The organism is Alteromonas genovensis (assembly GCF_010500895.1).
Taxonomy (GTDB): domain Bacteria; phylum Pseudomonadota; class Gammaproteobacteria; order Enterobacterales; family Alteromonadaceae; genus Alteromonas; species Alteromonas genovensis.
The window spans coordinates 79,474-104,993 of sequence record NZ_JAAAWO010000011.1; the positions used below are offsets into that span (position 1 = coordinate 79,474).

At 45.2% G+C, this 25,520-nt stretch carries 23 protein-coding genes; 18 read left to right on the forward strand and 5 right to left on the reverse strand.

Features of this window, described 5'->3' with window-relative positions; genetic code table 11:
* Window positions 1-155: 155 nt before the first annotated feature.
* Genes topA through GTQ48_RS13960 form a run of 3 tightly spaced genes read left to right on the forward strand, consistent with a single transcriptional unit; the run spans window position 156 to window position 3,852 of the window.
* The gene (topA, locus tag GTQ48_RS13950; protein WP_163107215.1) at window positions 156-2,831 is read left to right on the forward strand and encodes a type I DNA topoisomerase; all 2,676 of its coding nucleotides are present in this window, start codon (window positions 156-158) and stop codon (window positions 2,829-2,831) included.
* Between the two features lie 23 nt (window positions 2,832-2,854).
* The gene (locus GTQ48_RS13955; RefSeq protein WP_163107216.1) at window positions 2,855-3,394 is read left to right on the forward strand and encodes a DUF2058 domain-containing protein; all 540 of its coding nucleotides are present in this window, start codon (window positions 2,855-2,857) and stop codon (window positions 3,392-3,394) included.
* A gap of 8 nt (window positions 3,395-3,402) precedes the next feature.
* Window positions 3,403-3,852, forward strand: a complete 450-nt coding sequence (locus GTQ48_RS13960; protein ID WP_163107217.1) for a GNAT family N-acetyltransferase — start codon at window positions 3,403-3,405, stop codon at window positions 3,850-3,852.
* Window positions 3,853-4,354: 502 nt separating this feature from the next.
* Here GTQ48_RS13960 and GTQ48_RS13965 read toward each other — a convergent pair.
* The 4 genes from GTQ48_RS13965 to rne all read right to left on the reverse strand — a co-directional run bounded on the left by GTQ48_RS13965 (window position 4,355) and on the right by rne (window position 11,281).
* Window positions 4,355-5,026: a response regulator transcription factor gene (locus tag GTQ48_RS13965; protein WP_163107218.1), complete on the reverse strand. Its 672-nt coding sequence runs from the start codon at window positions 5,024-5,026 to the stop codon at window positions 4,355-4,357.
* Window positions 5,027-5,083: 57 nt separating this feature from the next.
* The gene (locus tag GTQ48_RS13970) at window positions 5,084-6,640 is read right to left on the reverse strand and encodes a sensor histidine kinase (protein WP_163107219.1); all 1,557 of its coding nucleotides are present in this window, start codon (window positions 6,638-6,640) and stop codon (window positions 5,084-5,086) included.
* A 148-nt stretch (window positions 6,641-6,788) separates the two neighbouring features.
* Window positions 6,789-7,865, reverse strand: coding sequence for an oxidoreductase family protein (locus GTQ48_RS13975; RefSeq protein ID WP_163107220.1), 1,077 nt, complete (start codon window positions 7,863-7,865; stop codon window positions 6,789-6,791).
* A 113-nt stretch (window positions 7,866-7,978) separates the two neighbouring features.
* Window positions 7,979-11,281 carry a ribonuclease E gene (gene rne / locus GTQ48_RS13980; RefSeq protein ID WP_203565243.1) on the reverse strand — a complete coding sequence of 1,101 codons (3,303 nt, stop codon included), beginning with the start codon at window positions 11,279-11,281 and terminating at the stop codon, window positions 7,979-7,981.
* Window positions 11,282-12,065: 784 nt separating this feature from the next.
* Here rne and rluC point away from each other — a divergent pair.
* Entirely contained in the window at window positions 12,066-13,025 is a 960-nt protein-coding gene (gene rluC / locus GTQ48_RS13985) for a 23S rRNA pseudouridine(955/2504/2580) synthase RluC (protein ID WP_163107221.1), read from the forward strand.
* Window positions 13,026-13,041: 16 nt separating this feature from the next.
* Window positions 13,042-13,749, forward strand: coding sequence for an HAD family hydrolase (locus GTQ48_RS13990; protein ID WP_163107222.1), 708 nt, complete (start codon window positions 13,042-13,044; stop codon window positions 13,747-13,749).
* Window positions 13,750-13,829: 80 nt separating this feature from the next.
* Here GTQ48_RS13990 and GTQ48_RS13995 read toward each other — a convergent pair whose 3' ends face one another.
* Window positions 13,830-14,444, reverse strand: coding sequence for a Maf family protein (locus GTQ48_RS13995; protein WP_163107223.1), 615 nt, complete (start codon window positions 14,442-14,444; stop codon window positions 13,830-13,832).
* 152 nt (window positions 14,445-14,596) lie between these two features.
* On the opposite strand from GTQ48_RS13995, the gene yceD reads away from it, so the two are divergent.
* The 13 genes from yceD (at window position 14,597) to GTQ48_RS14060 (ending at window position 25,516) form a co-directional block, all read left to right on the forward strand.
* Complete coding sequence (gene yceD, locus GTQ48_RS14000) at window positions 14,597-15,130, forward strand: 23S rRNA accumulation protein YceD (RefSeq protein WP_032095794.1); 534 nt, start codon at window positions 14,597-14,599, stop codon at window positions 15,128-15,130.
* Window positions 15,131-15,133: 3 nt separating this feature from the next.
* Window positions 15,134-15,304, forward strand: a complete 171-nt coding sequence (gene rpmF, locus GTQ48_RS14005; RefSeq protein WP_032095795.1) for a 50S ribosomal protein L32 — start codon at window positions 15,134-15,136, stop codon at window positions 15,302-15,304.
* Between the two features lie 15 nt (window positions 15,305-15,319).
* A complete protein-coding gene (gene plsX / locus GTQ48_RS14010) occupies window positions 15,320-16,345 on the forward strand; it encodes a phosphate acyltransferase PlsX (protein WP_163107224.1) in 1,026 nt (341 codons plus the stop codon).
* Complete coding sequence (locus GTQ48_RS14015; protein WP_163107225.1) at window positions 16,342-17,307, forward strand: beta-ketoacyl-ACP synthase III; 966 nt, start codon at window positions 16,342-16,344, stop codon at window positions 17,305-17,307. Before plsX ends, GTQ48_RS14015 begins: the two co-directional genes overlap by 4 nt.
* Before the next feature lie 60 nt (window positions 17,308-17,367).
* Complete coding sequence (gene fabD, locus GTQ48_RS14020; RefSeq protein ID WP_163107226.1) at window positions 17,368-18,297, forward strand: ACP S-malonyltransferase; 930 nt, start codon at window positions 17,368-17,370, stop codon at window positions 18,295-18,297.
* 9 nt (window positions 18,298-18,306) lie between these two features.
* Window positions 18,307-19,047 carry a 3-oxoacyl-ACP reductase FabG gene (fabG, locus tag GTQ48_RS14025; RefSeq protein WP_163107227.1) on the forward strand — a complete coding sequence of 247 codons (741 nt, stop codon included), beginning with the start codon at window positions 18,307-18,309 and terminating at the stop codon, window positions 19,045-19,047.
* Window positions 19,048-19,246: 199 nt separating this feature from the next.
* A complete protein-coding gene (acpP, locus tag GTQ48_RS14030) occupies window positions 19,247-19,486 on the forward strand; it encodes an acyl carrier protein (protein WP_032095800.1) in 240 nt (79 codons plus the stop codon).
* Window positions 19,487-19,566: 80 nt separating this feature from the next.
* Window positions 19,567-20,805: a beta-ketoacyl-ACP synthase II gene (gene fabF, locus GTQ48_RS14035; protein WP_163107228.1), complete on the forward strand. Its 1,239-nt coding sequence runs from the start codon at window positions 19,567-19,569 to the stop codon at window positions 20,803-20,805.
* Window positions 20,806-20,984: 179 nt separating this feature from the next.
* Complete coding sequence (gene pabC / locus GTQ48_RS14040) at window positions 20,985-21,977, forward strand: aminodeoxychorismate lyase (RefSeq protein WP_163107229.1); 993 nt, start codon at window positions 20,985-20,987, stop codon at window positions 21,975-21,977.
* A gap of 2 nt (window positions 21,978-21,979) precedes the next feature.
* A complete protein-coding gene (gene mltG / locus GTQ48_RS14045; RefSeq protein ID WP_338023327.1) occupies window positions 21,980-23,089 on the forward strand; it encodes an endolytic transglycosylase MltG in 1,110 nt (369 codons plus the stop codon).
* 95 nt (window positions 23,090-23,184) lie between these two features.
* Window positions 23,185-23,808, forward strand: coding sequence for a dTMP kinase (gene tmk / locus GTQ48_RS14050; RefSeq protein WP_163107231.1), 624 nt, complete (start codon window positions 23,185-23,187; stop codon window positions 23,806-23,808).
* A 3-nt stretch (window positions 23,809-23,811) separates the two neighbouring features.
* A complete protein-coding gene (locus GTQ48_RS14055) occupies window positions 23,812-24,693 on the forward strand; it encodes a DNA polymerase III subunit (RefSeq protein WP_163107232.1) in 882 nt (293 codons plus the stop codon).
* Window positions 24,694-24,736: 43 nt separating this feature from the next.
* Window positions 24,737-25,516, forward strand: a complete 780-nt coding sequence (locus tag GTQ48_RS14060; RefSeq protein ID WP_163107233.1) for a TatD family hydrolase — start codon at window positions 24,737-24,739, stop codon at window positions 25,514-25,516.
* The last annotated feature ends 4 nt before the right edge of the window (window positions 25,517-25,520 follow it).

The following is a 25,520-nucleotide window of genomic DNA, read 5'->3' on the forward strand; positions in this document are numbered from 1 at the left end:
GTAGAAGAATAAGTATGAAGAAGATCTTGTTTTCCATTCACTTTGTAGATATATGTTAAAAAAGAGCGGGCACCCTATATATAGTGCAAGGTTGCATCAATTTTCGGTATTTGACGTAAGAAGTCATTTAAAATCAATAGGTTTAGTTCAATTATATGGCAAAATCACTGGTCATAGTCGAGTCACCAGCCAAAGCGAAAACGATAAATAAATATCTTGGTAAAGATTTTATCGTAAAAAGTTCGGTTGGCCATGTTCGGGATCTTCCAACGAAGGCTTTAGGTAACGTAGAGCCTAAAATACCGGCTAAAGAACTCAAAACATACAGCGACGAAGCACGTCAGGAATACCTTCGCCGCCATGAATATTTAAAACTTGTAGACAGAATGGGCGTCGACCCTGAAAAGAATTGGCATGCTCATTATCAAGTGCTGCAAGGTAAAGAAAAAGTTGTTAATGAATTAAAAAAATTGGCTAAAGATGCCGACACCATCTATCTCGCAACGGATTTGGACCGAGAAGGAGAGGCCATTGCTTGGCATCTACAAGAATTACTCGGCAGCAAAGGCAAAACCTACCAGCGTGTGGTGTTTAACGAAATCACAAAAAATGCTATTCAGGATGCGTTCTCTGCGCCTGGTGAACTTAATATCTCTCGCGTTAATGCGCAGCAAGCACGACGGTTTCTCGATAGAGTCGTTGGTTTCATGGTATCGCCACTACTTTGGAAAAAAGTAGCCCGAGGATTGTCTGCAGGCCGCGTTCAGTCTGTTGCAGTGCGTTTGGTGGTAGAGCGTGAGCGAGAGATTAAAGCGTTTGTTCCCGAAGAGTTTTGGGATATTCACGCAGACCTTACCAGCAAGGAACAAGCCGCGCTAAAAATGCTTGTAGCCAAGTATCAGGGCAGTGCATTTAAGCCAAAAAATAAAGACGATGCAGATAAGGCATTAGCCGATTTAAAAGGTGCAGATTACACCGTTGAAAGTCGAGAGTCTAAGCCTACGTCAAGCCGTCCCTCTGCGCCATTTATTACATCAACCCTTCAGCAGGCGGCGAGCACTCGTTTAGGCTTTGGCGTTAAGAAAACCATGATGATGGCTCAGCGTCTTTATGAGGCTGGGTACATCACGTATATGCGTACTGACTCAACCAACTTAAGTCAAGAAGCGGTTGAAAGTGCAAGGGCGTATATTACCGATAATTTCGGTGATAAATATTTACCCGATTCTGCCATACGCTACGGCAGTAAAGAGGGTGCACAAGAAGCTCACGAAGCTATTCGTCCTTCAAACGTGACCATAAGTGCGGCAAGCTTAGGCGATATGGAGCGTGATGCTCAGCGTCTTTACGAGCTAATTTGGCGTCAATTCCTAGCCTGTCAAATGACGCCTGCTAAATACGATGCAACAACGATTAAAGTGGTTGCGGCGGATTATGAACTCACCGCAAAAGGCCGAGTGCTTAAATTTGACGGTTGGACACGTGTTCAACCTCAGTTGCGCAAAAAAGGTGACGATGAATTATTGCTACCTGACGTGCAAAAGGGCGATTCACTTACGCTAAACGAGTTAGATCCAAAGCAGCATTTCACTAAGCCTGTAGCTCGCTTTAACGAAGCTTCCTTGGTAAAAGAGCTTGAAAAACGTGGCATTGGCCGTCCTTCGACTTACGCCAGTATTATCTCGACTATTCAAGATCGCGGTTATGTAAGACTAGATAATAAGCGCTTCTACGCTGAAAAAATGGGCGAGATAGTGAACGATCGATTGATGGAAAACTTCGACGATTTGATGAGCTTCGACTTTACCGCGAATATGGAGCAGCACTTAGATGATATTGCCGAAGGGAATAAAAATTGGAAGGACGTACTTAACGACTTTTACAGTGACTTCTACGGTAAATTGTTAAACGCTGAAAAAGACCCAGAAGACGGCGGTATGCGCCTAAACCAGGCTATTCCTGCTGGCATAGAGTGTGAGAAGTGCGGCCGTGAAATGAACGTTAGAACTGCCTCCACAGGGGTCTTTTTAGGATGCTCAGGCTACAATCTGCCACCTAAAGAACGCTGTACCAACACCATGAACCTAACATCGGGTGATGAGGTGGTTAAGGTTGATGACGAGGAAGAGTTAGAAACCGAAGCACTGCGCTCTAAAAAGCGTTGTGCTAAATGCGGCACAGCGATGGATAGCTATCTTGTGGATGAGACAAGAAAGCTTCACGTGTGTGGCAACACGCCTACCTGTGACGGCACGGTTGTTGAAACCGGCACCTTTAAAATAAAAGGCTACGACGGCCCTATCATTGAATGCGATAAATGCAGCAGTGATATGGAGCTGAAAAACGGTCGATTTGGCAAATACTTTGGTTGTACTAACGAAGAATGCAAAAACACCCGTAAGTTGCTTCGAAATGGTGAAGCAGCTCCACCTAAAGAAGATCCGGTGGATTTACCGGAACTTCCGTGCGAAAAAACCGACGCACACTTTATGCTACGTGACGGTGCTTCAGGTATCTTCTTGGCAGCCCACAACTTCCCTAAATCAAGAGAAACTCGTGCGCCTAAAGTTCACGAACTTGCTCGCTTCAGAGACCGTATATCGCCTAAGTTCTATTATCTTGCCGATGCGCCAGCTAAAGATTCAGACGGAAACGAGACTATTGTTCGTTACAGCCGTAAGACTAAGCAGCAGTACGTAATGAGTGAGAATGCAGAGGGCAAAGCTACCGGATGGTCGGCGTGGTATGAGAGCGGCAAATGGCAAGAGCAGACCCCGAAAAAGCCAGCGGCAAAGAAGCCAGCGGCAAAATCTAACGCCAAAAAGAAGTAACTTAATAGGTAATTGAACGAAATATGGCCTCTTTACAAGACCAACTTTTAAAAGCGGGATTAGCGGATAAAGGCACGGCTAAAAAAGCCCGTGCTGAAAAGCGTAAAAAGCAGAAACAGAAGAAGCCAGTAGTGGATGAAGCCACTCTGGCTGCTCAAAAAGCAGCAGAAGAGAAAAAGGAACGTTCTCGAGAGCTGAACCAGCTTCAGCAAAACGAACGAGAGAAACGCTCGATTGCCGCTCAGGTGAAGCAGCTTATTGAAACCAATAAGCAAGCGCGTAAAGGCGATATGGTGCTCAATTTCACCCACGATAATGTTGTGAAACGTATGTACGTGAACGCAGACATTCATCGTCAGGTAACTAAAGGTCGTTTAACCGTCGTGTTACTTGATGATGCGTACGAGCTAGTGCCTACGCCTGTGGCAGATAAAATAGCCCAGCGCGACGATAGCTTTATTGTTTACCGAGCTGATTTAGATAAAAGCGGCACCGACGGTAAAGATGAAGCAGAAGACGATTGGTATGCAGACTACGACATTCCTGATGATTTAACGTGGTAAATGGTTTGGTGATTACTTGGCAACTGTGTTCGTTCAATGAATTAACGACTAATCAACTCTTCGACTTGTTAAAGTTGAGAGTTGATGTGTTTGTGGTTGAGCAAACCTGTCCGTACCCTGAACTTGACGAAAAAGACAGGCACCCTGACACTCGGCACCTTATGGGGTTTGTTGATGGTGTCTTAGTTGCTTGTGCGAGGCTGCTGTCTAAGGGTGTTAGCTTTCCGTCAGTCAGTATTGGGCGAATTGCAACGCATAAAGACGTTCGCGGTAAAGGGGCAGGTAAAACGTTAGTGAGTAAAGCGATAGCAGAGTGTGAAATGCTGTGGCCTAATGAAGCTATTGAAATAGGCGCACAAGAGTATCTTTTGTCTTTCTATGAAAGCTTTGGTTTTGTTTCTTCATCGCCCATGTATTTGGAAGATGATATCCCTCATGTGGATATGAAAAGAGCGTAAATCGCTTCCGCTAGAACAATGCTTTCAATCCCCCAGTGCTTTCAACCCCTCAATGCATCAAGCTTTTTGAGTCTATTCAGTCATTTCAACTGCCACATAAGCTTAAAGGCTAGTGTCGGCATTCGCCCTGGGGCAATGACAATAAAGCGTTAGTCAGTTTTAGCGAGGATCCACTTGGATTCTTTTAGTTAGCCGGCAGAAGGTTGAAAGTATTAATGGCGAAAGTAGGAGGGCAGAGAAGAAGGGCATAGGTTTTTTAATCTTCTGTTCATTTTCTTTTAATGAGGCGTAAAAGGTTTCGTTATAATTTTTCTCTACTATTGGAAGGGTAGCAAGTGCAGTTGCCCTGTTGCTTAAAGGACATCAGGGATGTCGGCGGAATATCTTGGGTTAAGGATTTGATGTGTGTGCCAATGATAAACCGCGTTAACGACAAAACCGCCACTATCGCTACAACTATGCCCAACGTTGTCCCTTCGTTGGGCTTTTTCTATTTGCGGTTTTATTTAACCGTTAACCGATAACCATTTCCACGCAATGTTTCTATTGAAATTGAGTCATTGGCGTTGAGCTTTTGCCTCAGTCGACTGATGTATACATCCACAACGTTGGTGAGTGGATCGCTATGGCTTTTCCAAACTCGACTCAGTATTCGTTCTCGTGAGAGCACTTTCTCCGCATTTTCAGCAAAGTAATACAAGGTGTCATATTCTAGCTTTGTTAGTGATAGCTCATCGCCGCACAAGGTAACAATTCTAGAATCTTTATCAATTTGCAAAGGGCCCACTGTTAAACTGTCGTCCACAGTTGCCGATCCCGCTCTGCGTTTTAGTGCAGTGATACGCGCTAATAACTCGTCAAAGTCGAAAGGTTTACACAAATAGTCATCAGCACCTAAAGTAAGGCCGTTAACGCGCTCTTTCACGTCATCCACGGCAGTCAGTAGCAATACCATTGGTGCATTTGGCATGGCCTTTATCGTGGGTAAAAGCTCAACGCTGTCCTCATCGCCAAACATTCTATCTAGCACTGCAATACTTGGCGATTCTTGTCGAATTCGTGTAATTAGATTGTGTAAGGTGCTTTCTTCTACGCATTGATATCCCTCGGCGCTGAGACCGCGAGATAAGAATCGTAATAGAGGTGCCTCGTCGTCGGCAATTAAAATTTTCATTATAAGTTTTTCTCTTTCTTGTTTATTCGCTGGCAGCCCTAAAAGCCGACGCTAGCGTTAATGCGATGCAGGCTTTTTCAAGGATAATGTAAAGACAGACCCCTTCGATAGCTCTGAGCGTGCAGTGAGTGTACCGCCGTGCGCCTCAGCAATGGCCTTTGCAATTGAAAGGCCTAAGCCCATGCCATCTCCCTGTCGCTTAAGGCGAACAAAGCGTTCAAAAATATGTTCTAAGTCCGATGAGGAAATACCATCGCTGGTATCCATAATATTAATACGTATCCAGTTATTATCATCGTCTAGTGCTACTATAATGGGGGCGCCGGGTGAGGAATATTTGTTAGCATTTTCAACTAAAATGGTTAATGCCTGAATGATCCGCTCTTTGTCTATAACAACACTCTGGTTGTGTTGAAGTTGGCTCTGAAAAGTAATGTCACGTGTTTTAATCACTTTCTGCCACTTTGTCACTTGCTCAGAAAGTTCACTCTCGAGAGTGCACTGAGCAACGTCTAAGGTAAATTCGTGCATTTCCGCCCTTGCCAATAAAAGCAAATCGTCTACCAGCTTACTGAGCTTTACAGATTGCTCTAAAATGGTGTTAAGCGTTTCTTGGTAAATTTCCACAGTAGCGGTTTGCTGACGAAGGGTGACCTGGGCTTCTCCTCGGATTATAGTGAGAGGGGTACGCAGCTCGTGACTCACATCTGCCATAAACTGACGACGTTTAGTATCGAGTTGCGTCAGCTTGTTATTGACCTCCTGCAGTGCCCGCGTTCGTGTTTCCACCTCATACTCAAGTTGCTTTCGGTGTGCAGACGCTTTGTCTTCATGGGCGCCAAGCCGCACAATCATAGAATTAAACGCTTTAACTAAATCGGTAAATTCGCTATCAAGAGTTTCTGGTAGCCGATAGTGATAGTTACCGGAGGCAATAGCGTCTGTTCCCGTTCGAATAACAGTGAGCGGATGATACAACGCATTAAATAGCCAATAGCAACCTAGTAGGATAAACGGGCATGTTATGGCACCTAAAATAATGGTAAACCAAACAATACTGGTATTGAGTGTATCTATACTTGAATTAATACCCGACACCACACTGCTTTGGCGCACTACAGCGGCATTAATGGCTTCACGAAATTGATTATCAATGGTGCTTTCAAGCAGCGTATGCAGTCTTTCTTGCTCTTTTAATGGAGTACTATCATTGCGCGAGGCTATAGCGCGAAATTCGCCGACAATACTGCCAATCAATGCCTCTAGTTCGTCAGTGTCTTCAACACTTCCCTGAGTTGCGTCAAGGCCAAGCGCGTCACGCTGAGCAAGCTCAAATTGTTTTATTCTTGCTATAGATTGGTCAATTCTTTCCTGTTTATTTCTTACGTTTGCTTGGTTCGCACTTTTTCCGAAGATAAGTTCATCAGTCAGTTGTTTAAATAGTCGGTAAGATGTACTGGAAAGCTGCTGATGTTCAGACAATAAGGACTGAGCCAGCTGACTTTGTTCTAAATTGGTTCGCGTAAGATGTGCAGTTACCGCAGCGCTAGCAAGGGCGATGAATAGAATAAAGGTAGAGAGAAGGCCAAAAAGATATAGTTTGCGTTTGTACATAAGAGCAGAGAGCTTCCGATAGTTATAGCTATTACGTTAGGTTATTGTAAATTGGTCACTTATAAACCCAGTAATCCCAAGTATTGCTATCAAAAGTATCGCTACCCCAAGTATCGCTATCAAAAGCATTTGGAAATAGACCCGTATTCTAACTAGAGCTGCCTTTTAGCATTGATAACGCGATAGAAGTTTGATGTTGTAGCGCTTTATCAATCTTCCAATGTTGTGGACTCCACCCTGCTAAAAATCGATGAAAGTCAGCACAAGCGATGGGGTAGAGTGTACGCCACTCTTTGATGAGTAGAGGTATTTCAGATTTTTCTAGTGCTGTTGGCGGCGCAGATTCGTATGCTTGAGAACCCACTGAGCAGCGCTGGTGTAAGGCTAACGCTAGCGCTTTAAAATAAACCTCTAAGCAGTGCTCAGAGTATGTTACTTGGTCATCTTCACTTAGCGCGCTCCCTAAAAAATACGCTACATCTTTTACACCTACACCAAATCCAACGTATTGAAAGTCTACTGCCGCGCAAGACTGAAAATCAGGTGTAAAACAAAAGTTGGCGACCTTAGCATCACCATGCACCAGGGTTTGGTATTTAGCGTTGTTAAGCACGCTGTCTATTTTGCTTGCGCTATCTTTTAATTGGCAGGGAGTCATGGCTTGGTATTCATCTTCACGGGTTTTTAAATGCCAATAGGTACCCGTATCCCAAAGCAATACATTATTAGTTTGAAAATACGATTTTGTGTGAATAAAGCGACTGTGAAATTCAGCCAACCAGGTAAGCACTATCTCGGCCTGCGCCACTGTCAGTCCGAGGGTTGTTTGCGTAAAACCTAACTTTCCAAGGTCTTCCATGACTAATAACGTGCTGTCACCGTCCTTCGCGGCTGCGATACAGCGAGGGGTTTTACAGCGTTCGTTGGTAAAAGGTTGAGCATACTGGTAAAAACTGTTTTCAATAGCAAATGAGCGCAGCTTTCTGTTATGGCCAGTATCACCGTTCCAGCCTCGAGGGTGTTTGTGAGTTGCAGGTGTCACCGCGCATTTCACCACCGCAGATAAAGGCGCTGCAAGGTGACTGTTTCTAGCAGGTTGCAGGGCTGCCCGAAAGCAGGCGCCATAGCCGCTCCATAGTGTTTGAATGAGCGACGTCTCAATTGCGTTTGCCTGACAATGTTGTTCTAGCCAAGATACGAAGTGTGGGTTAACGGGGTGACTCATCGCTTAGCTCCTCATTTTTATGACTTATTTTAGGACGAGAGGCATAAAAAAGCCGCTTAAAACAGCGGCTTTCATTATTAGAGACGTTTTATCTCAAAGGTTCTAGCAAACGCTTAATCTACGCTGCCTGGCAGTGTAGCAGGAGCAGATGCTCGCGCTGATACCTGAGCCATGTTTGCAGTTTTACCGCAAACCGTTACAGCGGGGCGAGAATCATCTGACTTCGCTGTAAGCTTCACATCGACAAACTCATCGTCAACAGACGCTGGGGTTGTCATTGGGTGAGACGCTCTGCGTTTTCCTGTTCCGCTTGCACCTAGTGCCGATGCTGGCTTGTCAGCCTTTTTAGCTGTTGCAGATACTACAGGCTTTTCATCGGCTACAGGCTTAGAAGGCGCTGAAGGCTCAATATTCGCTGAAGGCTCCTTCCCCGCTGAAGGCTCCTTACCCGCTGAAGGCTCTTCAACCACTGCTGGCTTGTCTTCAGCTACAGACTGCTTGGCTGCAGGTGCTTCTGCTGCCTCAGTAGCTTCCTCAGCTAAGTTTATTTCAACTTGCTTTGGTGCTGCTGTTTCAGCGCTATCTTGTTGAGCCGCTTTTACAGGCGCTTCTTCAGTACCACTTGCTTTTGCTGCTTCATCTGCTTGCGGGGCTGCCTCGAACTGCAATTCATCTTGAACCGCTTCAACACTTGGCGCCACCGCTGATTCTTTCGCTAGCTCTTCAGACTGAACAGAAGCGTCAGCAACAGGCGCTTTAGTCTCTTCAACGGTTGACGTTGTTTGCTCAGCAGTTGCAGTTACCGCTTCTTTAATGCCATCCGGTTGTGCATTTGTTGACTGCACTTCTGAAGAGAGCACGCCAGGTTGTGTAGCCTGCGTTTCATCAACGTTTACTGGCGCAGTATTATTATGATTGTCGTTACTACTCTCGGTAGTACCTTCCTCATTTTGCTGCGCTTCTTTCTTACGACGTTGACCTGCCGCGCGAACGTGACGAGGAGAGCGACGTGAACGTCCTCTGCTTTCACGTTTTTGGCCGTTTTCGTCGTTAGTTAACTCTGAAATTACTGCTGCTTCTTGAGTTTCCTCGTTGGCGTCAGAGGTTTCTGCCGTCGACCCGATAACCGTTTTTTGCTTAGCGTGATGCTTCTCTAACGGCTTTCCTGCTGCGTCTTCAGTAACAGGTGCAGAGTTAACAACTTGCTCGTCAGGCTGCTTCTCAGTTCTTTCTGGCTTCTTAGGTGCAGCTGGTTTAGTTTCAGCTTTTGGCACACTTTGCGCATTAGCATTTGCTGAGTCATCTTTGTTGACTCGAACGCTGCGACGCTTATCACGACGCTTTCTGCGCTCGGCAACTTCACGTTTCTTCTCAACCTGATTGTCCTGTTGTTCCACATTGTCATTAACAGGAGCGTCTTGTTGAGGCTTTTCGTGCTTTGGCTTTTGCTGCTCATCACGAGGCTGCTGCGCTCTGCGAGGCTTGCGGCCACGGTTGTTGCGCTTGTCGTCTTGATCACTGCGTGGTGGGCGTTGCTCCTGCTCACCGTCTTTTGCTTGAGCTGGATTATTGCGACGGGTATTTTTACGAGGCTTACGACGACGGTCGTCATTATTGCGAGTATTACGCGGGTTTTTACCTTTGTAATTAGACGACGTTTTCTCGTTTTTCTCTTGGTTTTCCTTTGGCTTAGCTTCAGGCTTGTTGCTATCACCAAATACATCGTTTATCCACTTACCAATGCGAGCGAATAATGATGAAGATTCGTTTGTTTGTGCCGCTTTTTCCTGAACTTTAGGCTGAGCAACAGGTGCTGCCGTAGTAGGAGCAACAAGGCCTTTAAGTGCAGGCTCTTCACGCTTAACAGGGGCAGTGGTCGTCGTCACTTTCTCTGTTTCCACAGCAGGCATTAGCTCAACTTCATAGCTTGCATCTTGCAGGGCATCATCTGGACGACGGCGCTCTACTTGATAATGAGGCGTTTCTAAATTTGCGTTTGGAATAAGCAGCAAATCAACACCGTGGCGCTTCTCAAGAAGCTGAATAGACTTGCGCTTTTCATTTAACAGGTACGTTGCCACCGACACTGGTAGCTGCGCTTCAATCTGTCCCGTATTCTCTTTGATACTTTCTTCTTCTAATATGCGAAGAATAGAAAGTGCAAGAGATTCAGTACCACGAATAGTACCGTGACCTGAACAACGTGGACATACATGATGGGCAGATTCGCCAAGGGAAGGGCGCAAACGCTGACGAGACATTTCAAGAAGACCAAAGCGAGAAATACGGCCTAACTGGACGCGAGCTCTGTCGCTTCGTACCGCGTCTTTCATGCGGTTTTCCACATCGCGCTGATGTCTAACTGGGGTCATATCAATAAAGTCGATAACCACTAACCCACCGAGATCACGCAAGCGCAACTGGCGAGCAATTTCATCAGCCGCTTCTAGGTTTGTGTTCAGTGCCGTTTCTTCAATATCTCCGCCTTTTGTTGAACGAGCAGAGTTGATATCAATAGAGGTTAAAGCTTCTGTTGGGTCAATAACAATTGAACCGCCCGATGGTAAGCGTACTTCTCTTTGGAATGCAGATTCTATCTGGCTTTCTATTTGGTAGTGGCTAAACAAAGGTACTTCGCCGCGATACAGTTTTACGCGGTTTGCGAAGTCGGGGCGAACCAGTTCGATATGCTGAAGTGCTTGCTCGTAGATACTGGTTTTGTCGATGAGAATTTCACCGATGTCACGACGTAGGTAATCGCGAATAGCGCGAACAATAACGTTACTTTCTTGGTGAATTAAGAACGGTGCTTCACGCTCTTGGGCCACTGCAGATATCGCGTCCCAGTGCTTAAGAAGTACTTTCAAATCCCATTCTAATTCTTCATACGACTTGCCAACGCCAGCCGTGCGCACAATAAGGCCCATTCCGTCTGGAAGGTCTAATTTGCCTAATGATTCTTTAAGTTCTGTACGCTCATCACCTTCGATACGACGTGAAATACCGCCAGCACGAGGGTTGTTTGGCATAAGAACTAAATAACTGCCTGCTAACGATAAGAAAGTAGTCAGTGCTGCGCCTTTCTGGCCACGCTCTTCCTTATCGATTTGAATAATAACTTCCTGACCTTCCTTGATAACATCTTTAATGTTAGGGCGGCCTTCAAACTTGTAACCTTTAGGGAAGTAAGTGCGGGCTATTTCTTTAAGGGGGAGGAAACCGTGGCGGTCAGCGCCATAATCGACGAAAGCTGCTTCTAGGCTTGGCTCTACTCGGGTAATCTTGCCTTTGTAAATATTTGCTTTCTTTTGCTCGTGCCCAGGACTTTCAATATCTAGGTCGTACAAGCGTTGCCCGTCTACTAGAGCAACACGCAACTCTTCTTGTTGAGTTGCATTAATTAACATTCTTTTCATTGTATCTAACTCTGTTTTTGTACAGCCGTTAAGACACAAAATTAAAGTGACATGTGCAAACCCTCACCGCGCAACCTCACGGTTGGACGGGGACTTTGTTGTTACATCGCATTATCCCGAGTGGGTAGCCTATGCACTTTCTAAATGCATCTCTGTCAGCGTTACAGGTCACAAACGTTGTTTTTGTTTGTCTATTTTACCTAAACGACTGACCTTACCAAGGCCACGCTGCTTTGAGGATGTCGGGAGCGACAAACCCTTATTTCAATTTTCATTTTAACAAGCGAAATAATGAGCCTCGCTTGTTTGTCATTTAATTCTGTTGGCTAAACGGCAAACTTATTTTATGTTCGCAAGCACGGTTTCGCTTTACTACGGCAGTGTTGTCGTTGCCTCTTAGCGAGTTCGGTATGAAATGTCTTGTTTCTTTACTGACACTACCGACATCTAACTCATGCTTTTTCGTTTGCGACGTGAAGCATCGACCGCAATATGTCGTCGTTTTTGCTTCAATATCGTCTATATTGTTTTTACGCGTTGTGTTCGCAAAATGAGCGCGTTGGCGCAAGGTTATTATTCGCGTTTGTTTCGTGTAAAAACCATTAACGATTATCGCACCAATAAGCAAAATTAAGCAAGGTAAGTCGGTGAATAAAAGCAACTAATACCGAGATATTTTCATAAAACGATGAGCTCAGAGCAAAAAAGAGTCAAAAACAAGAAATTTTAGCAAATAGATATTTTCATAATGTTGGCGGCGAAGCATTGCGGTATAATCAAACGCATGAAAGAACAAGCTCCCCAAAAAGTCCGTTTTATAACGGTAGAGGCCGATTTAGCAGGCCAACGCATCGACAACTTTTTGCGCACTCAATTGAAGGGTGTGCCAAAGAGTATGATTTATCGCATTTTACGCAAAGGCGAAGTACGCGTTAATAAAGGTAGGATAAAGCCTGAATACAAACTGCAAGCTGACGACGTAATACGCATACCGCCTGTCAGGGTCCCTGAGGGCGCGCCAGCACCCTCACCCAAACTTGATAAGATTGCAGCACTTGAATCGCACATTTTATTTGAAGACGATCGCCTCATTGTCATGAATAAGCCTACCGGTATTGCAGTTCACGGCGGAAGCGGCTTAAGTTTTGGTCTAATTGAAGGATTAAGAGCATTACGTCCAGACGCGAAGTTTATGGAACTTGTGCACCGACTAGATCGCGATACATCAGGCTGCATGCTCATCGCCAAGAAGCGCTCAGCACTGCGTCATATGCATGAACAGCTGCGTACAGGCAAAATGGACAAGCGTTATAATGCGCTAGTCGCAGGTGAGTGGCCGGCAAATCGATTTAAGGTAAAGGCGCCTCTTAGAAAGAACACCCTGCAGTCAGGCGAGAGAATGGTCAGCGTCAGTGATGATGGTAAGCCTTCTGAAACCCGTTACAGAATATTAAAGCAATTTTCTGGGGCAACGCTGGTTGAAGCCTCTCCGATTACGGGTCGAACACACCAAATACGCGTGCACTGTTTACACGCAGGGCATCCTATTGCTTGCGATCCAAAGTATGGCGATAGTGAATTCGATGCCAGCATGAGAGGAAAAGGATTAGACCGATTATTTCTTCATGCCCAAAGTATCGCGTTTATACACCCAGCTACAGAAGAAAGAATGACGTTTACCGCACCCCTTGATAAAGCGCTGACTGATTCTTTAATGGCCTTAAACGCCCCAAGCACGAAATAACGAGTAATAACGATTTATGTCCGACATTTCAACTGCGCCACAAACACAACCGTCGCCAGTATCTTCAATTCCGCCTCGCTACAAGCTCGTAATTTTCGATTGGGATGGTACTGTGATGGACTCTGCAGACAAAATTGTTAACTGCATGCAGATTGCAGCAAAGCAATGCAGTATGCCAATACCAAGTCGTGATGAAGTGGGGCACATTATTGGCATCAGCCTTAAGCCAGCTATTAAGCAACTCTTTGGTATTGACGATGACGCACTCGCAGAACAGTTAGTGCTAGCGTATAAAGAAGCGTTTGTTGCCAAAGACACCACGCCATGCCCTTTATTCGATGGCGCTGAAGCACTGTTTAATGCGCTTAAAGAATCTGGCTGTATCCTTGCCGTTGCCACAGGTAAAGCCCGTAGAGGTTTGGACAGAGCGTGGAAACAAACGGACACGGGCAGCTTTTTCTCCGCCTCACGCACAGCTGATGAAGCAGAGTCGAAGCCATCACCTGATATGCTGCTCCAACTTATCGACGAATTGGCTATTCCTGCTAGCGATGCTGTAATGATTGGTGATACCACCTATGATATGCAAATGGCTAAGTCTATTGGCATGGACAGGATAGGCGTGTCGTATGGCGTTCACGCACAAGTCCATTTAGAAGCGCTGCAACCCAAAGTGATTGTTCATTCCATTGCAGAATTACAGCACTATTTATTAGGTAAGTAACGTAGTAGGTGAGCTCTCGTGTTAGAACGGCTATTAGCTGATCAGCATTTGGGTGAAGAGCCAGCGACAACAAGACGATATTAACGAGTAGCCATCTCTAGCAAGTTAGTATTAAAGTGAGAAGACAAGATATCGTTTAACAGCATGATGGGCAGCCCAATGAGACTATTGGGGTCTCTTCCTTCTACACGTTCAAATAGAAGTACGCCCATGCCTTCGCTTTTAAAACTACCAGCACAATCTAGTGGTCGTTCTTTTTCAACATAGCCTTGTAATAGGGAGGTTGTGTTTTCACGAAAATGAACCCGTGTTTCTTCTACATCAGTGATTAATGTATCGCTACTTGCCTGATAAACACAGATAGCGGTAAAAAAAGACACAGTTTTACCTTGGCAGAGTTTGAGCTGCTGAACAGCGGTACCCACATTTAAAGGTTTACCAAGTAATACCGGTCCGTCGTCTGTGGCTAAAAAAGCGACTTGGTCGCTGCCAATAACGATGGCCTCATCGTTGCTCACACGTGCGCTTACTTTTAGCGCCTTTTCTTGCGCTAGGCGTTTACTCAGTGTCAGGGCGGTTTCATCAGGCTTAGGCGTTTCATCAATATCTGGACTCATGGTTTCTACATGTAGACCAATATCAGCCAGTAACTTTTTTCGATATTGAGAAGACGAGGCTAAAATTAGTGTAGTCATGGTGAGTATTCCTGTTTCGAGCTCTTATTTTCGGCGTTCTACTTTAATACGCCTTAATAAAGGTATGCCGGTTAGTTTACCCTGTTTCCCCCCAAGTTAAATCGCAATTTTGCTTTGACAGAAGCGGGGTGACGCTATATCATGCGCGCCCTATGCAGAAAGTGAAATTACCCCATTCGGTTGAACCGATTAAAACCGCCACTAAACGTTCCGATTATCGGGGTGTTATTTTGGCTAGTGATATGGAACGATTGAGCGGGGCAGTTGTCCGATGCAGTGAGTATGTGGACGCAGAAGTACAGTTTAGAAAAGACGAGCAGGGTCTTACTGTTTTTCACGGCCACCTATCTACTGACGTTACACTTATCTGTCAGAGGTGTAATGGTGAACTCGATTTATCCGTTCATTCGGATTTTTGCTTTACTCCAGTGCAGGGAGGAGAGCAAGAAAATGAGGACATCATTCCCGAGGCTTACGAACCGGTAGAGGTCAACGACCACGGAGAAGTCAGTCTGCTTCAGATATTTGAAGACGAGTTACTATTATCGTTGCCAATTGTACCCCTTCATGCAGAGTCGGAGTGTGCAATAAAGCGAGATGAGATGTCATTCGGAAAGATTGAACCGGAACAAGAGCGACAAAACCCTTTCGCGGTTTTGAAAGAACTTAAGCGAGACCAGGAGTAAGTTATGGCAGTACAAAAAAATCGTAAAACGCGTTCTAAGCGCGGTATGCGTCGTTCACACGATGCGTTGACAGGTGCTACTTTGTCCGTCGATTCAACGTCGGGTGAAACTCACCTTCGTCACCACGTGACTGCTGATGGATACTACAAAGGCAAGAAAGTAATCGGCGCGTAATACGGCGACTACATTTTGTCTGAGCTAACCATCGCGTTAGATATCATGGGGGGCGATCATGGTCCCCCTGTTATCCTTTCTGCAGCCGTAAAGGCTATTCAGCTACATCCCCATATTCGCTTCACACTCTGCGGCGACGAATCAGTTATTGAAAGCGGCATCACAGCCCTTACCTCTGAAGAACGCGGCCGCGTCGACATTGTTCATTGCTCCCAAGTTGTTGAAATGGGAGAAGCGCCGACGTCAGCACTTCGAAATAAAAAAGACTCCTCCATGCGACGAGCACTTGAGCGCGTTAAAAGCGGTGAAGCCAATGCTTGCGTAAGTGCCGGAAACACCGGCGCCTTACTGACACTTTCCTTTTATTTACTTAAAACGTTATCAGGCATTGATAGACCCGCACTAATCAATATGTTGCCAACCACGAGTAACCATAATGTTTTTCTACTCGATTTGGGGGCAAACGTTAATTGCACGCCTGAAATTCTCTTTCAATACGGTGTAATGGGCTCAGTGCTGGCTCAAGAAGTCTCTGGTATTGCATCTCCAAGAGTTGCGCTGCTCAATGTCGGCGAAGAGGATATAAAAGGCAACGCACAAGTGAAGTCTGCCGATCAGCTTTTTAGAGATGCCCCTGGTATTAATTACATTGGTTATGTTGAAGGTGATGATATATTCACCGACTATGCCGACGTTGTAGTCACCGATGGCTTCACTGGTAACATTGCGCTAAAATCGAGCGAAGGTTTGGCTAAGTTAGTGATTAATGAAGTAAAACGCCAGTCTCAAAAGAATTTATACACCCGTTTATTAGCCAGAATTGCCTTCCCATTACTGAAATCTATCTACAATAGCGTGAACCCCGACCAGTATAATGGTGCGAGTCTGATAGGATTGCGCGGCATTGTTATCAAGAGTCACGGAAATGCACAAAAAGACGCTTTTTATTACGCCATTGTTCAAGCAATGAAAGAAGCAGAAATGCATTTGCCGGATAAGATAAAAACAAAGATAGAAACGGTATTGTTGGAGCAACTTTGAGCAAATATTCTCGCTTTATAGGAACAGGCAGTTATTACCCCAGTGACGTGCGCACAAACGCAGATTTAGAAGTCATGGTTGATACCAGTGATGAGTGGATTACTGATCGCACAGGTATCAAAGAACGTCGCATAATTGGTGCAGATGAAACTGCTGCGACCATGGGTGTAGAGGCCAGCAAGAAAGCCATTGAAATGGCGGGTATCGATCCTAAAACCATTGATATGATAGTGTGTGCCACGACAAGTGGTCGTTATGCATTACCTAGCACGGCGTGCGAAATTCAGCGCATGCTCGATTTAGACGGCATTCCCGCCTTTGATGTTGCAGCAGCGTGTGCAGGATATTGCTACGCATTGAGTGTGGCCGATCAGTACATTAAGTCAGGTATGGCGAAACGTATTCTGGTTATTGGCACTGATTGCTTAAGCCGCCTTATTGACCCCGCAGACAGAACCATGGTCATTTTATTTGGCGATGCGGCAGGGGCCACAATCATTGAAGCAAGCGACGAGCCTGGTATTTTATCAACGCATATTCATGCGGCAGGTTCCTATGGCGACCTTCTGTACGTAGGCAACCCAACTCGGGGCGACGAAAAATCGGTACACGAAAACTGGGGCGTAATGCGCGGCAACGAAGTGTTTAAAGTAGCTGTGAACAAATTATCTCAGGTGGTTGAGCAGACTCTGTCTGCCAACGGCATGGAAAAGACAGATTTAGATTGGTTGGTGCCGCACCAAGCCAACTTCAGAATTATCAAAGCGACAGCTAAAAAGCTGAATATGTCTCTTGATCAAGTGGTGCTAACGTTAGAGCATTACGGCAATACGTCAGCCGCTACGGTTCCTACAGCGTTAGACACAGCGATACGAGACGGTAGAATCCAGCGCGGTCAACATTTGCTATTAGAAGCATTTGGTGGCGGTTTTGCGTGGGCGTCTGCGTTAGTTCGCTACTAAGCGAACGTAAACCACGCCATTTTTCACTTCTAATGATTTATACAATAATAAGGAAGAAGAATGACTAGAACAGCCTGTGTATTTCCAGGTCAGGGGTCTCAGAGTGTGGGCATGCTAAAAGAGTTGGCAGCTCAGTACCCAGTGGTTGAGGCAACGTTCAAAGAAGCGTCTGACGCACTAGGTTACGACCTCTGGAGCCTTGTTCAGAACGACTCTGACGGTCAACTTAACGAGACTCACATTACCCAACCTGCATTATTAGCTGCAAGCGTGGCTACATGGCGCGTTATTCGTGAGCAGGGCATAGAGGTAGATTATCTTGCCGGCCACAGTTTAGGTGAGTATTCCGCATTGGTATGCGGTGGCGCTATGGACTTTACCGACGCGGTCAAACTGGTTGAGGCTCGTGGTAAGTATATGCAAGAAGCTGTACCGGCTGGCGCAGGCGCTATGTTTGCCATTATTGGTTTAGATGATTCATCTATCGCTAACGTGTGTCAGCAAACTGCTATCGCAACGGGTGATGTAGTTGCTCCAGTTAATTTTAATTCGCCTGGGCAAGTGGTTATTGCAGGTGAAAAAAATGCAGCGGAACAAGCTGCTAATGCGTGTAAAGAGGCAGGTGCAAAACGTGCTTTGCCTTTGGCGGTGAGTGTGCCTTCACATTGTGAACTTATGCGCCCAGCTGCAGACAAACTAGAAGACGCATTAACTTCACTCTTGGTAAAAGAACCGGCCATTAACATTGTAAACAATGTAGATGTGACCATTGAAACGCAAGGTGAGGCAATTAAAAACGCATTAGTGCGTCAATTATATTGTCCCGTTCAATGGACTCGCACGGTTGAATATTTAGCCGCAGCAGGTGTTGAGCGCGTCATAGAAGTAGGACCTGGTAAAGTGCTTACCGGTTTGAATAAACGAATTAACAAGAGCCTTGAGTCTCTTGCTGTTAATACACCCGAGGGTGTGGAAGCATTAAAACAATAAGGAAATGCAATGAGTCAGTTAGACGGTAAAGTTGCCCTTGTTACTGGTGCGAGCAGAGGTATTGGAAAAGCCATTGCTACTGCACTTGCTAGTCAAGGCGCAACAGTAATCGGTACAGCAACAAGTGACAATGGTGCAGCTGCCATTTCGGCCTATCTCGAAGCTTTTGGCGGTAGAGGCTTGGCACTCAATGTAACCGATAAAGCCAGCGTAGATGAAGCCATAAAAGTGATTAGTAGTGCCGACGGCGGTATTGATATTCTTATCAATAATGCGGGTATTACCCGTGATAATCTCTTACTGCGAATGAAAGACGACGAGTGGCAGGACATCATTGATACTAACTTGACGTCAATATTTACGCTGTCAAAAGCGGTACTTCGCGGTATGATGAAGAAACGCTTTGGCCGTATTGTCAATATTGGCTCTGTTGTAGGCAGTGCCGGTAACGCAGGCCAAGCTAATTATGCCGCTGCGAAAGCAGGCGTAATCGGTTTTTCTAAGTCTATGGCAAGAGAAGTGGCTTCACGAGGCATAACAATTAACGTTGTTGCGCCTGGTTTCATCGATACAGATATGACAAAGTCATTGTCTGATGACCAAAAAGAAGCCATTTTTAAAGATATTCCAGCAAGTCGATTAGGCTCGCCGGATGAAGTTGCCTCCACTGTTGCGTTTTTAGTAAGCGACGGTGCCGCCTATATTACAGGTGAAACAATCCACGTTAACGGTGGAATGTATATGGGGTAAATTCGCAATTTTTGCGAATTTTGTTGAGTTTAGGGTGGTATTTACCCAAACTTGGATGTAAAAATAGTATTTAAACAATTTCGAATGTCGCTGGTTTGACCAGAAAATTAGTTTACACTGGTGCTTGCAAGGAACGACCTAGCAAAATAAACTAGCGACACTTTTGTTATCTAGTGACGTTTAAGGGAAACCTAGAATTATGAGTAACATTGAAGAACGCGTTAAGAAAATCATCATTGAACAGCTTGGCGTTAAAGAAGAAGAAGTAAAAGCAGAAGCTTCATTCGTTGACGATTTAGGCGCTGATTCACTTGACACTGTTGAGTTGGTAATGGCTTTAGAAGAAGAATTCGATACTGAAATTCCTGATGAAGAAGCTGAAAAAATCACTACTGTTCAGTCAGCGGTTGATTACATTAATGCAAATAAAGACGCATAAGTCTTTATTAAGTTACGAAACGGCTCTTTTTTAGAGCCGTTTTTGTTTCTCCTACCTTAGTTCCAAAGCGAGGACTTTTTGTGACAAAACGTCGCGTAGTGGTTACCGGTATTGGGATGCTTTCACCATTGGGTCTTAACAGTGAAGACACATGGCGCAAACTGCTCGCAGGCGAGAGCGGCATAGGTGAAATCACTCATTTCGATTGTAGTAACTATTCAACCCGTTTCGCAGGCCAAATTAACGATTTTGATCCCCTGGATTATATCGATAAGAAAGAAACGAAAAAAATGGACCGCTTTATCCAGTTAGGTGTTGCAGCGGGTAAACAAGCACTAGCCGATTCAGGTCTACCCATTACCAGTGATAATGCTCACCGCGTAGGTGTAGCAATAGGTTCGGGAATTGGTGGTTTAGAGCAAATTGAACAAAATCATTCAAAATTGCTCAACAGTGGGCCAAAGCGTGTATCTCCTTTCTTTGTGCCATCCACGATAACGAACATGATTTCTGGCTTTCTTTCCATTATAGAAGGGTTGAAAGGGCCTAATATCAATGTTGTGACAGCCTGTACCACAGGGGTTCACAACATAGGTATCGCAGCAAGAACAATAGCCTATGACGATGCTGACGCAATGTTAGCCGGCGGTGCCGAGGCAACTATTACGCCTCTAGGTATTGCAGGTTTCGCTGCTGCTCGCGCGTTGTCGTCTCGTAACGACGATCCTAAAGCTGCAAGTCGTCCGTGGGACAAAGACAGAGATGGCTTTGTAATGGGCGAGGGTGCTGGTGTGGTAATGCTAGAAGAGTACGAAGCGGCGAAAGCACGCGGCGCGACTATTTATGCAGAACTTGTTGGGTTTGGTATGAGTGGCGACGCTTATCACATGACTTCTCCACCAGCAGACGGTGAAGGTGCGGCAACGTCGATGGAAAACGCAATTCGAGACGCGAAAATCGACCCCACCGAAATTGGATACGTAAATGCTCATGGTACATCAACGCCCGCCGGAGATGTCGCCGAGGTTGCAGCGGTTAAGCGAGTATTTAACGAACACGCCTACGATTTGTTGGTGAGTTCTACTAAATCGATGACAGGCCACTTGTTAGGTGCTGCGGGTTCTGTAGAGGCCATTTTCACGATATTAGCGCTAAGAGATAAAATGGCGCCACCCACCATCAACCTTGATGAGCCGGGCGAAGGGTGCGACTTAGACTTTGTAGCTAATAAAGCAAAAATGTTTACTGCTGACCATGCGTTATGCAACTCATTTGGTTTTGGCGGAACTAACGGCTCGTTAATATTCAAGCGTTTGTAAGCGCACGACATAGGTAGGCTCAGCTGAGCTTTTACAGTGTCTTGTCATAATGCACTTTTACACTGAGCTTTTATAAATCAAAGGGTGATGCATCTTATGCATCACCCTTTGTTGTTTGCACTCAACAACTTGGTATACTCCCCACTACTAATATCAGTACTTAAGATACCGAGCAGACAGTGAAAATAATTCCCAATGATACGCCCATAGCGTCGAGCGACAGGGCCTTTAATTATGGTGACGGTGTATTTACTACAATATGTGTAGTAAATGATCATCCTGAATTACTGTCTCTCCATCTTTCTCGCTTGTCCCATGATTGTACGGCAATCGGTCTGTCTATCGATATTCACATCTTAGAACAAGCTATAGGGTCTAAGATACAGGCTTTTCAAGCTAGCGCTGAACTAAAAAGAAAAGAAGCCTCACAGATAGACGATGAAAAAAAACCGCTATTAGAGTGTGAATCAAATCCGTCACAATTCGAAAAATCAGAAATTAAGTACGTATTAAAAGTGCATGTATCTGGCGGAGAAGCCGGGCGAGGGTACAGTCGTGATGAAGCAAACCCACCGTTAGTTCGATTCTCTCAACATCCATACCCTACTCATTACGACTCTCTTTCTGCCACGGGCGTTACGCTAATGTGTGCGCAAACAGCATTGGCTATTCAGCCTGCGTTAGCCGGCATCAAGCACATGAACCGTTTAGAGCAAGTACTGATTAAAAGAGAAATAAACCAAGCCGATGCTGACGATGCGCTTGTGTGCGACACACAAGGTAACGTTATTGAATGCAGTGCAGGTAATATTTTCTTTTATACTGATAATACGTGGTGCACCCCCTCACTGACAGGAAGCGGTGTAAATGGTGTAGTCAGGGAGTGTTTACTTAATGCACTGAATGAAGAAAATGTACCGCACAAGGTAGGAGAGTTTACGCTTAACAACGTTATGCGGGCAGATTGCGTAGTTATTACAAATGCCCTTATGAAGGTCATTCCGATAAAAAGCATTACTTTTGCCGATGGTAGTACCTCACTATATCCGGTGAATAATAACAACATCGACACTCTTCAAACACTGTTGCTTCAACGCCTGTATAAAAAAGGGCTAAGTAACAAAACAGAAGTTGAGCCCCTTCGCTATCAATCGAAAAGACAGGAGTCATGATTGTGAAACGTGTTTTATACGTAATTATTTTTTTGATGGTATTAGCCTCGCTCTGCGCTGCAGCAGGCGCTTATTACATCTCTAACACGGTTACCATGCCTCTTGAGTTAAAGCAGAATACGCTGTTTTCTATCGAAAAAGGGGGCAGCGCGTACAGAACCATAAATCAGCTTCGCAATAAAGAAATGACCGACATTAGCCCTATTGTTGCCAAAGTGTGGCTTAAGTTCTTTGCCGCTAGTACAGATATTAAATCGGGCACTTACATGTTGCTTCCCGGGCAGTCGCTGGCCGATATTTTCACTGTATTTACACAAGGTGATGAGTACTTCTTTTCTGTCAGTCTGGTTGAAGGGTTAACGTTGGCTCAATGGCACAACACACTAAAGGGCATTGCCGAAATTGAATTTGATTTGGGCCAGCAAGCAGCCACCGACAGTGCGTCTTCGTTATCGGGCGTTGCAAGTTCATCATCAGAGGCTGTGGCCTTAGAGCCGGATATGACGCCTATTCTTTTATCGCAAACCAATACGTTAGCTAAATTAGGGGTAAGTGAGAGCAAAAAATTGGATAATACTGAAGGGCTCTATCTTGCTGATACCTACTTTTTCACTAAAGGCACTAAAGCCAGCGAAATACTGACGCGGGCACATATTGCCCTTGTTGATTTTCTTACGTCTGAGTGGGAAGCCCGAGAAGTAGGTTTGCCGCTAGCAACGCCCTACGATGCACTTATTTTGGCCAGCATTATTGAAAAAGAAACGGCAGTACCAGAAGAGCGGGATCTGATAGCCGGTGTCTTTGTAAATCGACTACACAAGAACATGCGCCTACAAACCGATCCAACGGTAATCTACGGTATAGGACCTTCATTTGATGGTAATATAACGCGCAAGCATTTACGAACGCGAACGCCTTATAACACCTATGTCATAAAAGGCCTTCCGCCGACACCCATAGCAATGGCGGGCAAAGCGGCTATCCGCGCGGCGTTAAACCCGAGAACGACGGATGCACTTTATTTCGTCGCTAAAGGCGATGGAAGTCATCAATTCTCAAGTACGTTAAGTGAACACAATGCAGCCGTACGACAGTACCAATTGCGGCGCTAAGTTTAGGTAATAGCAAAAAATAACTTAGTAGAGGCCGTACAATAGCAGTACTTATTCGTCGAATAGCAATCAATTAAAGAGATGTTTTTGAAACCATGAATGGAAAGTTTATAGTCGTTGAAGGCCTTGAGGGCGCGGGCAAAAGTTCGGTCATTGGACTCATTGTGGATGCCTTAAAAAACGCAGGTAAATCCGTTGAGCAAACACGGGAGCCCGGCGGCACACCCATGGCAGAAGCTATTCGAGACTGTGTAAAACACGACTGGGATGAGCAGGTTTCTGAAGAAACAGAGCTTTTGTTGATGTATGCAGCCAGAGTTCAGCTTTTAACAAATCGCATTTATCCAGCGTTAGAAAGCGGCGTTTGGGTGGTTGGGGATAGGCATGACTTGTCATCACAAGCATATCAAGGTGGTGGCAGAGGCGTATCGCCCGATACGATGAGCGCAATAAGTCATATAGCACTTAAAGGGTTTAAGCCCGATTTGACCATTTACCTAGATGTTGAACCTGCTATTGGTCTAGAGCGCGCCCGCGGGAGGGGAGAGCTTGATAGAATTGAACAATCGGGGATTGCATTTTTTGAGCGTACTCGAGAGCGCTACCTAGCGCTTGCTAATAATGATGACAGTATTCGAATTGTTGATGCTATGCAGCCAATAAAAAGCGTTCACAATGACATTAAGACCTTAATCAATAACTATGTGGTAGGTGTGTAACCCATGTATCCCTGGTTTAATGATGTCTTTCATTCATTTACTTCCCGATACTTAGCGAACAAGCTTCATCACGCTTTATTGCTAAGTGGTGCAAGTGGTATCGGTAAATACAGGTTGGCACAAGAGTTAGGCAACGCACTTCTATGCAAAACACCTACACAGCAGGGCGCGTGTGAAACATGCTCATCATGCTTGCTGCGTATAGCGGGTAATCATCCCGATCTGTATATTTTAGAAAGTGAAAAGCAGCTAGGTGTTGATAAAATACGCGAAGGCATTGCTAAACTCAGTGGTACGGCTCAGATGAGTGGCAATAAAGTACTGCTTATACCCAATGCCGATACGATGACTGAAGCCGCGGCCAACGCGCTGCTAAAAACGTTGGAAGAGCCGACTGCGAATACTTATCTTGTGCTTATTACCAGTAGCATTACAAAGTTAATGCCTACCATACTGAGCCGATGTGAAAAACACGCGCTACCGTTACCCAGTCTAGCGTTAAGTTTGAACTACCTGCGCGAATGTGGCGTAGAAGATGCCAGTGAAGCATTATTAGCAGCGTATGGTAACGCGCCGTTACGCGCTGAAGCGGCTTTAAAAGGTGAAGAAGAATTTAGCTTTCGCACGTTTAATGATGATTTTCAGGCATTGCTCGCGGGCGATGCCAGCAGTCAAGCACTTCGCTTGGCAAAAAAATGGCAAGATAACGCGGTGCTAGCGTCTCAGTGGTGCATGCAAAAAGCCCATGGCGATTATATGGCTAGCCAACAGCCGTCAGATTATTCCCGTTACGCACAGTGCGTAGATGTAGTGAAAACATTGCAACATCCTGGGGTGAATAGGTCGATGGTACTATTTGGGCTTTTAAAGTTATTTCAGCGATAAATAGTGGCCAACGAATAACGACTAATATGAGTAAAGGTGTAACTTGTTTGTAGATTCTCATTGTCATTTAGACAGATTAAAGCAGGGCCCAGAGGCCTTGGCTGAAACCCTTAATTTTGCGCGAACTCGTGGCGTTGAGCACTTTTTATGTGTTTGCGTTTCGGTTGCCGATTTTGACAGCATGCGAGAGGCCGTTGTTGGATTTGATGATGTCTCCGTGTCCTGTGGCGTACATCCTCTTCACCAAGATGAAGCATGCACTTACGATGAATTGCTAGAAAAAGCACAGCAGAGTGACGTAGTGGCCGTGGGCGAGACGGGCCTCGATTTTTTTTATAGCCCCGAAAGTAAAGATGTTCAGTTAACTTCGTTCATCGACCACATAAAAGTAGCTAACGTCACTAATAAACCACTTATCATTCACACACGAGACGCCCGTGAAGATACAATTAATTTACTGAAAGAGCATAAGGAGCCGAGTACTAAAGGGGTGTTGCACTGCTTTACTGAATCTTTGGAAATGGCTCAAGCTGCAATAGAGATGGACTTTTATATTTCTATTTCAGGGATCGTTACGTTCAATTCAGCAGATGAATTACGCGAGGTGGTGAAGGAAATCCCTTTAGAGCGTTTGTTAATTGAAACTGATTCACCTTGGTTAGCGCCCGTGCCACACAGAGGAAAACAAAACCAGCCTGGATATGTTGTTGAGGTGGCTGAGTTTATTGCTGACCTTAAAGGTATATCGGTGAAGGAATTAGCACGTATTACTACTGAAAATTTTTATACTCTTTTCGCATTAGCGAAGAAGAGCGCTGCGTAAGGAC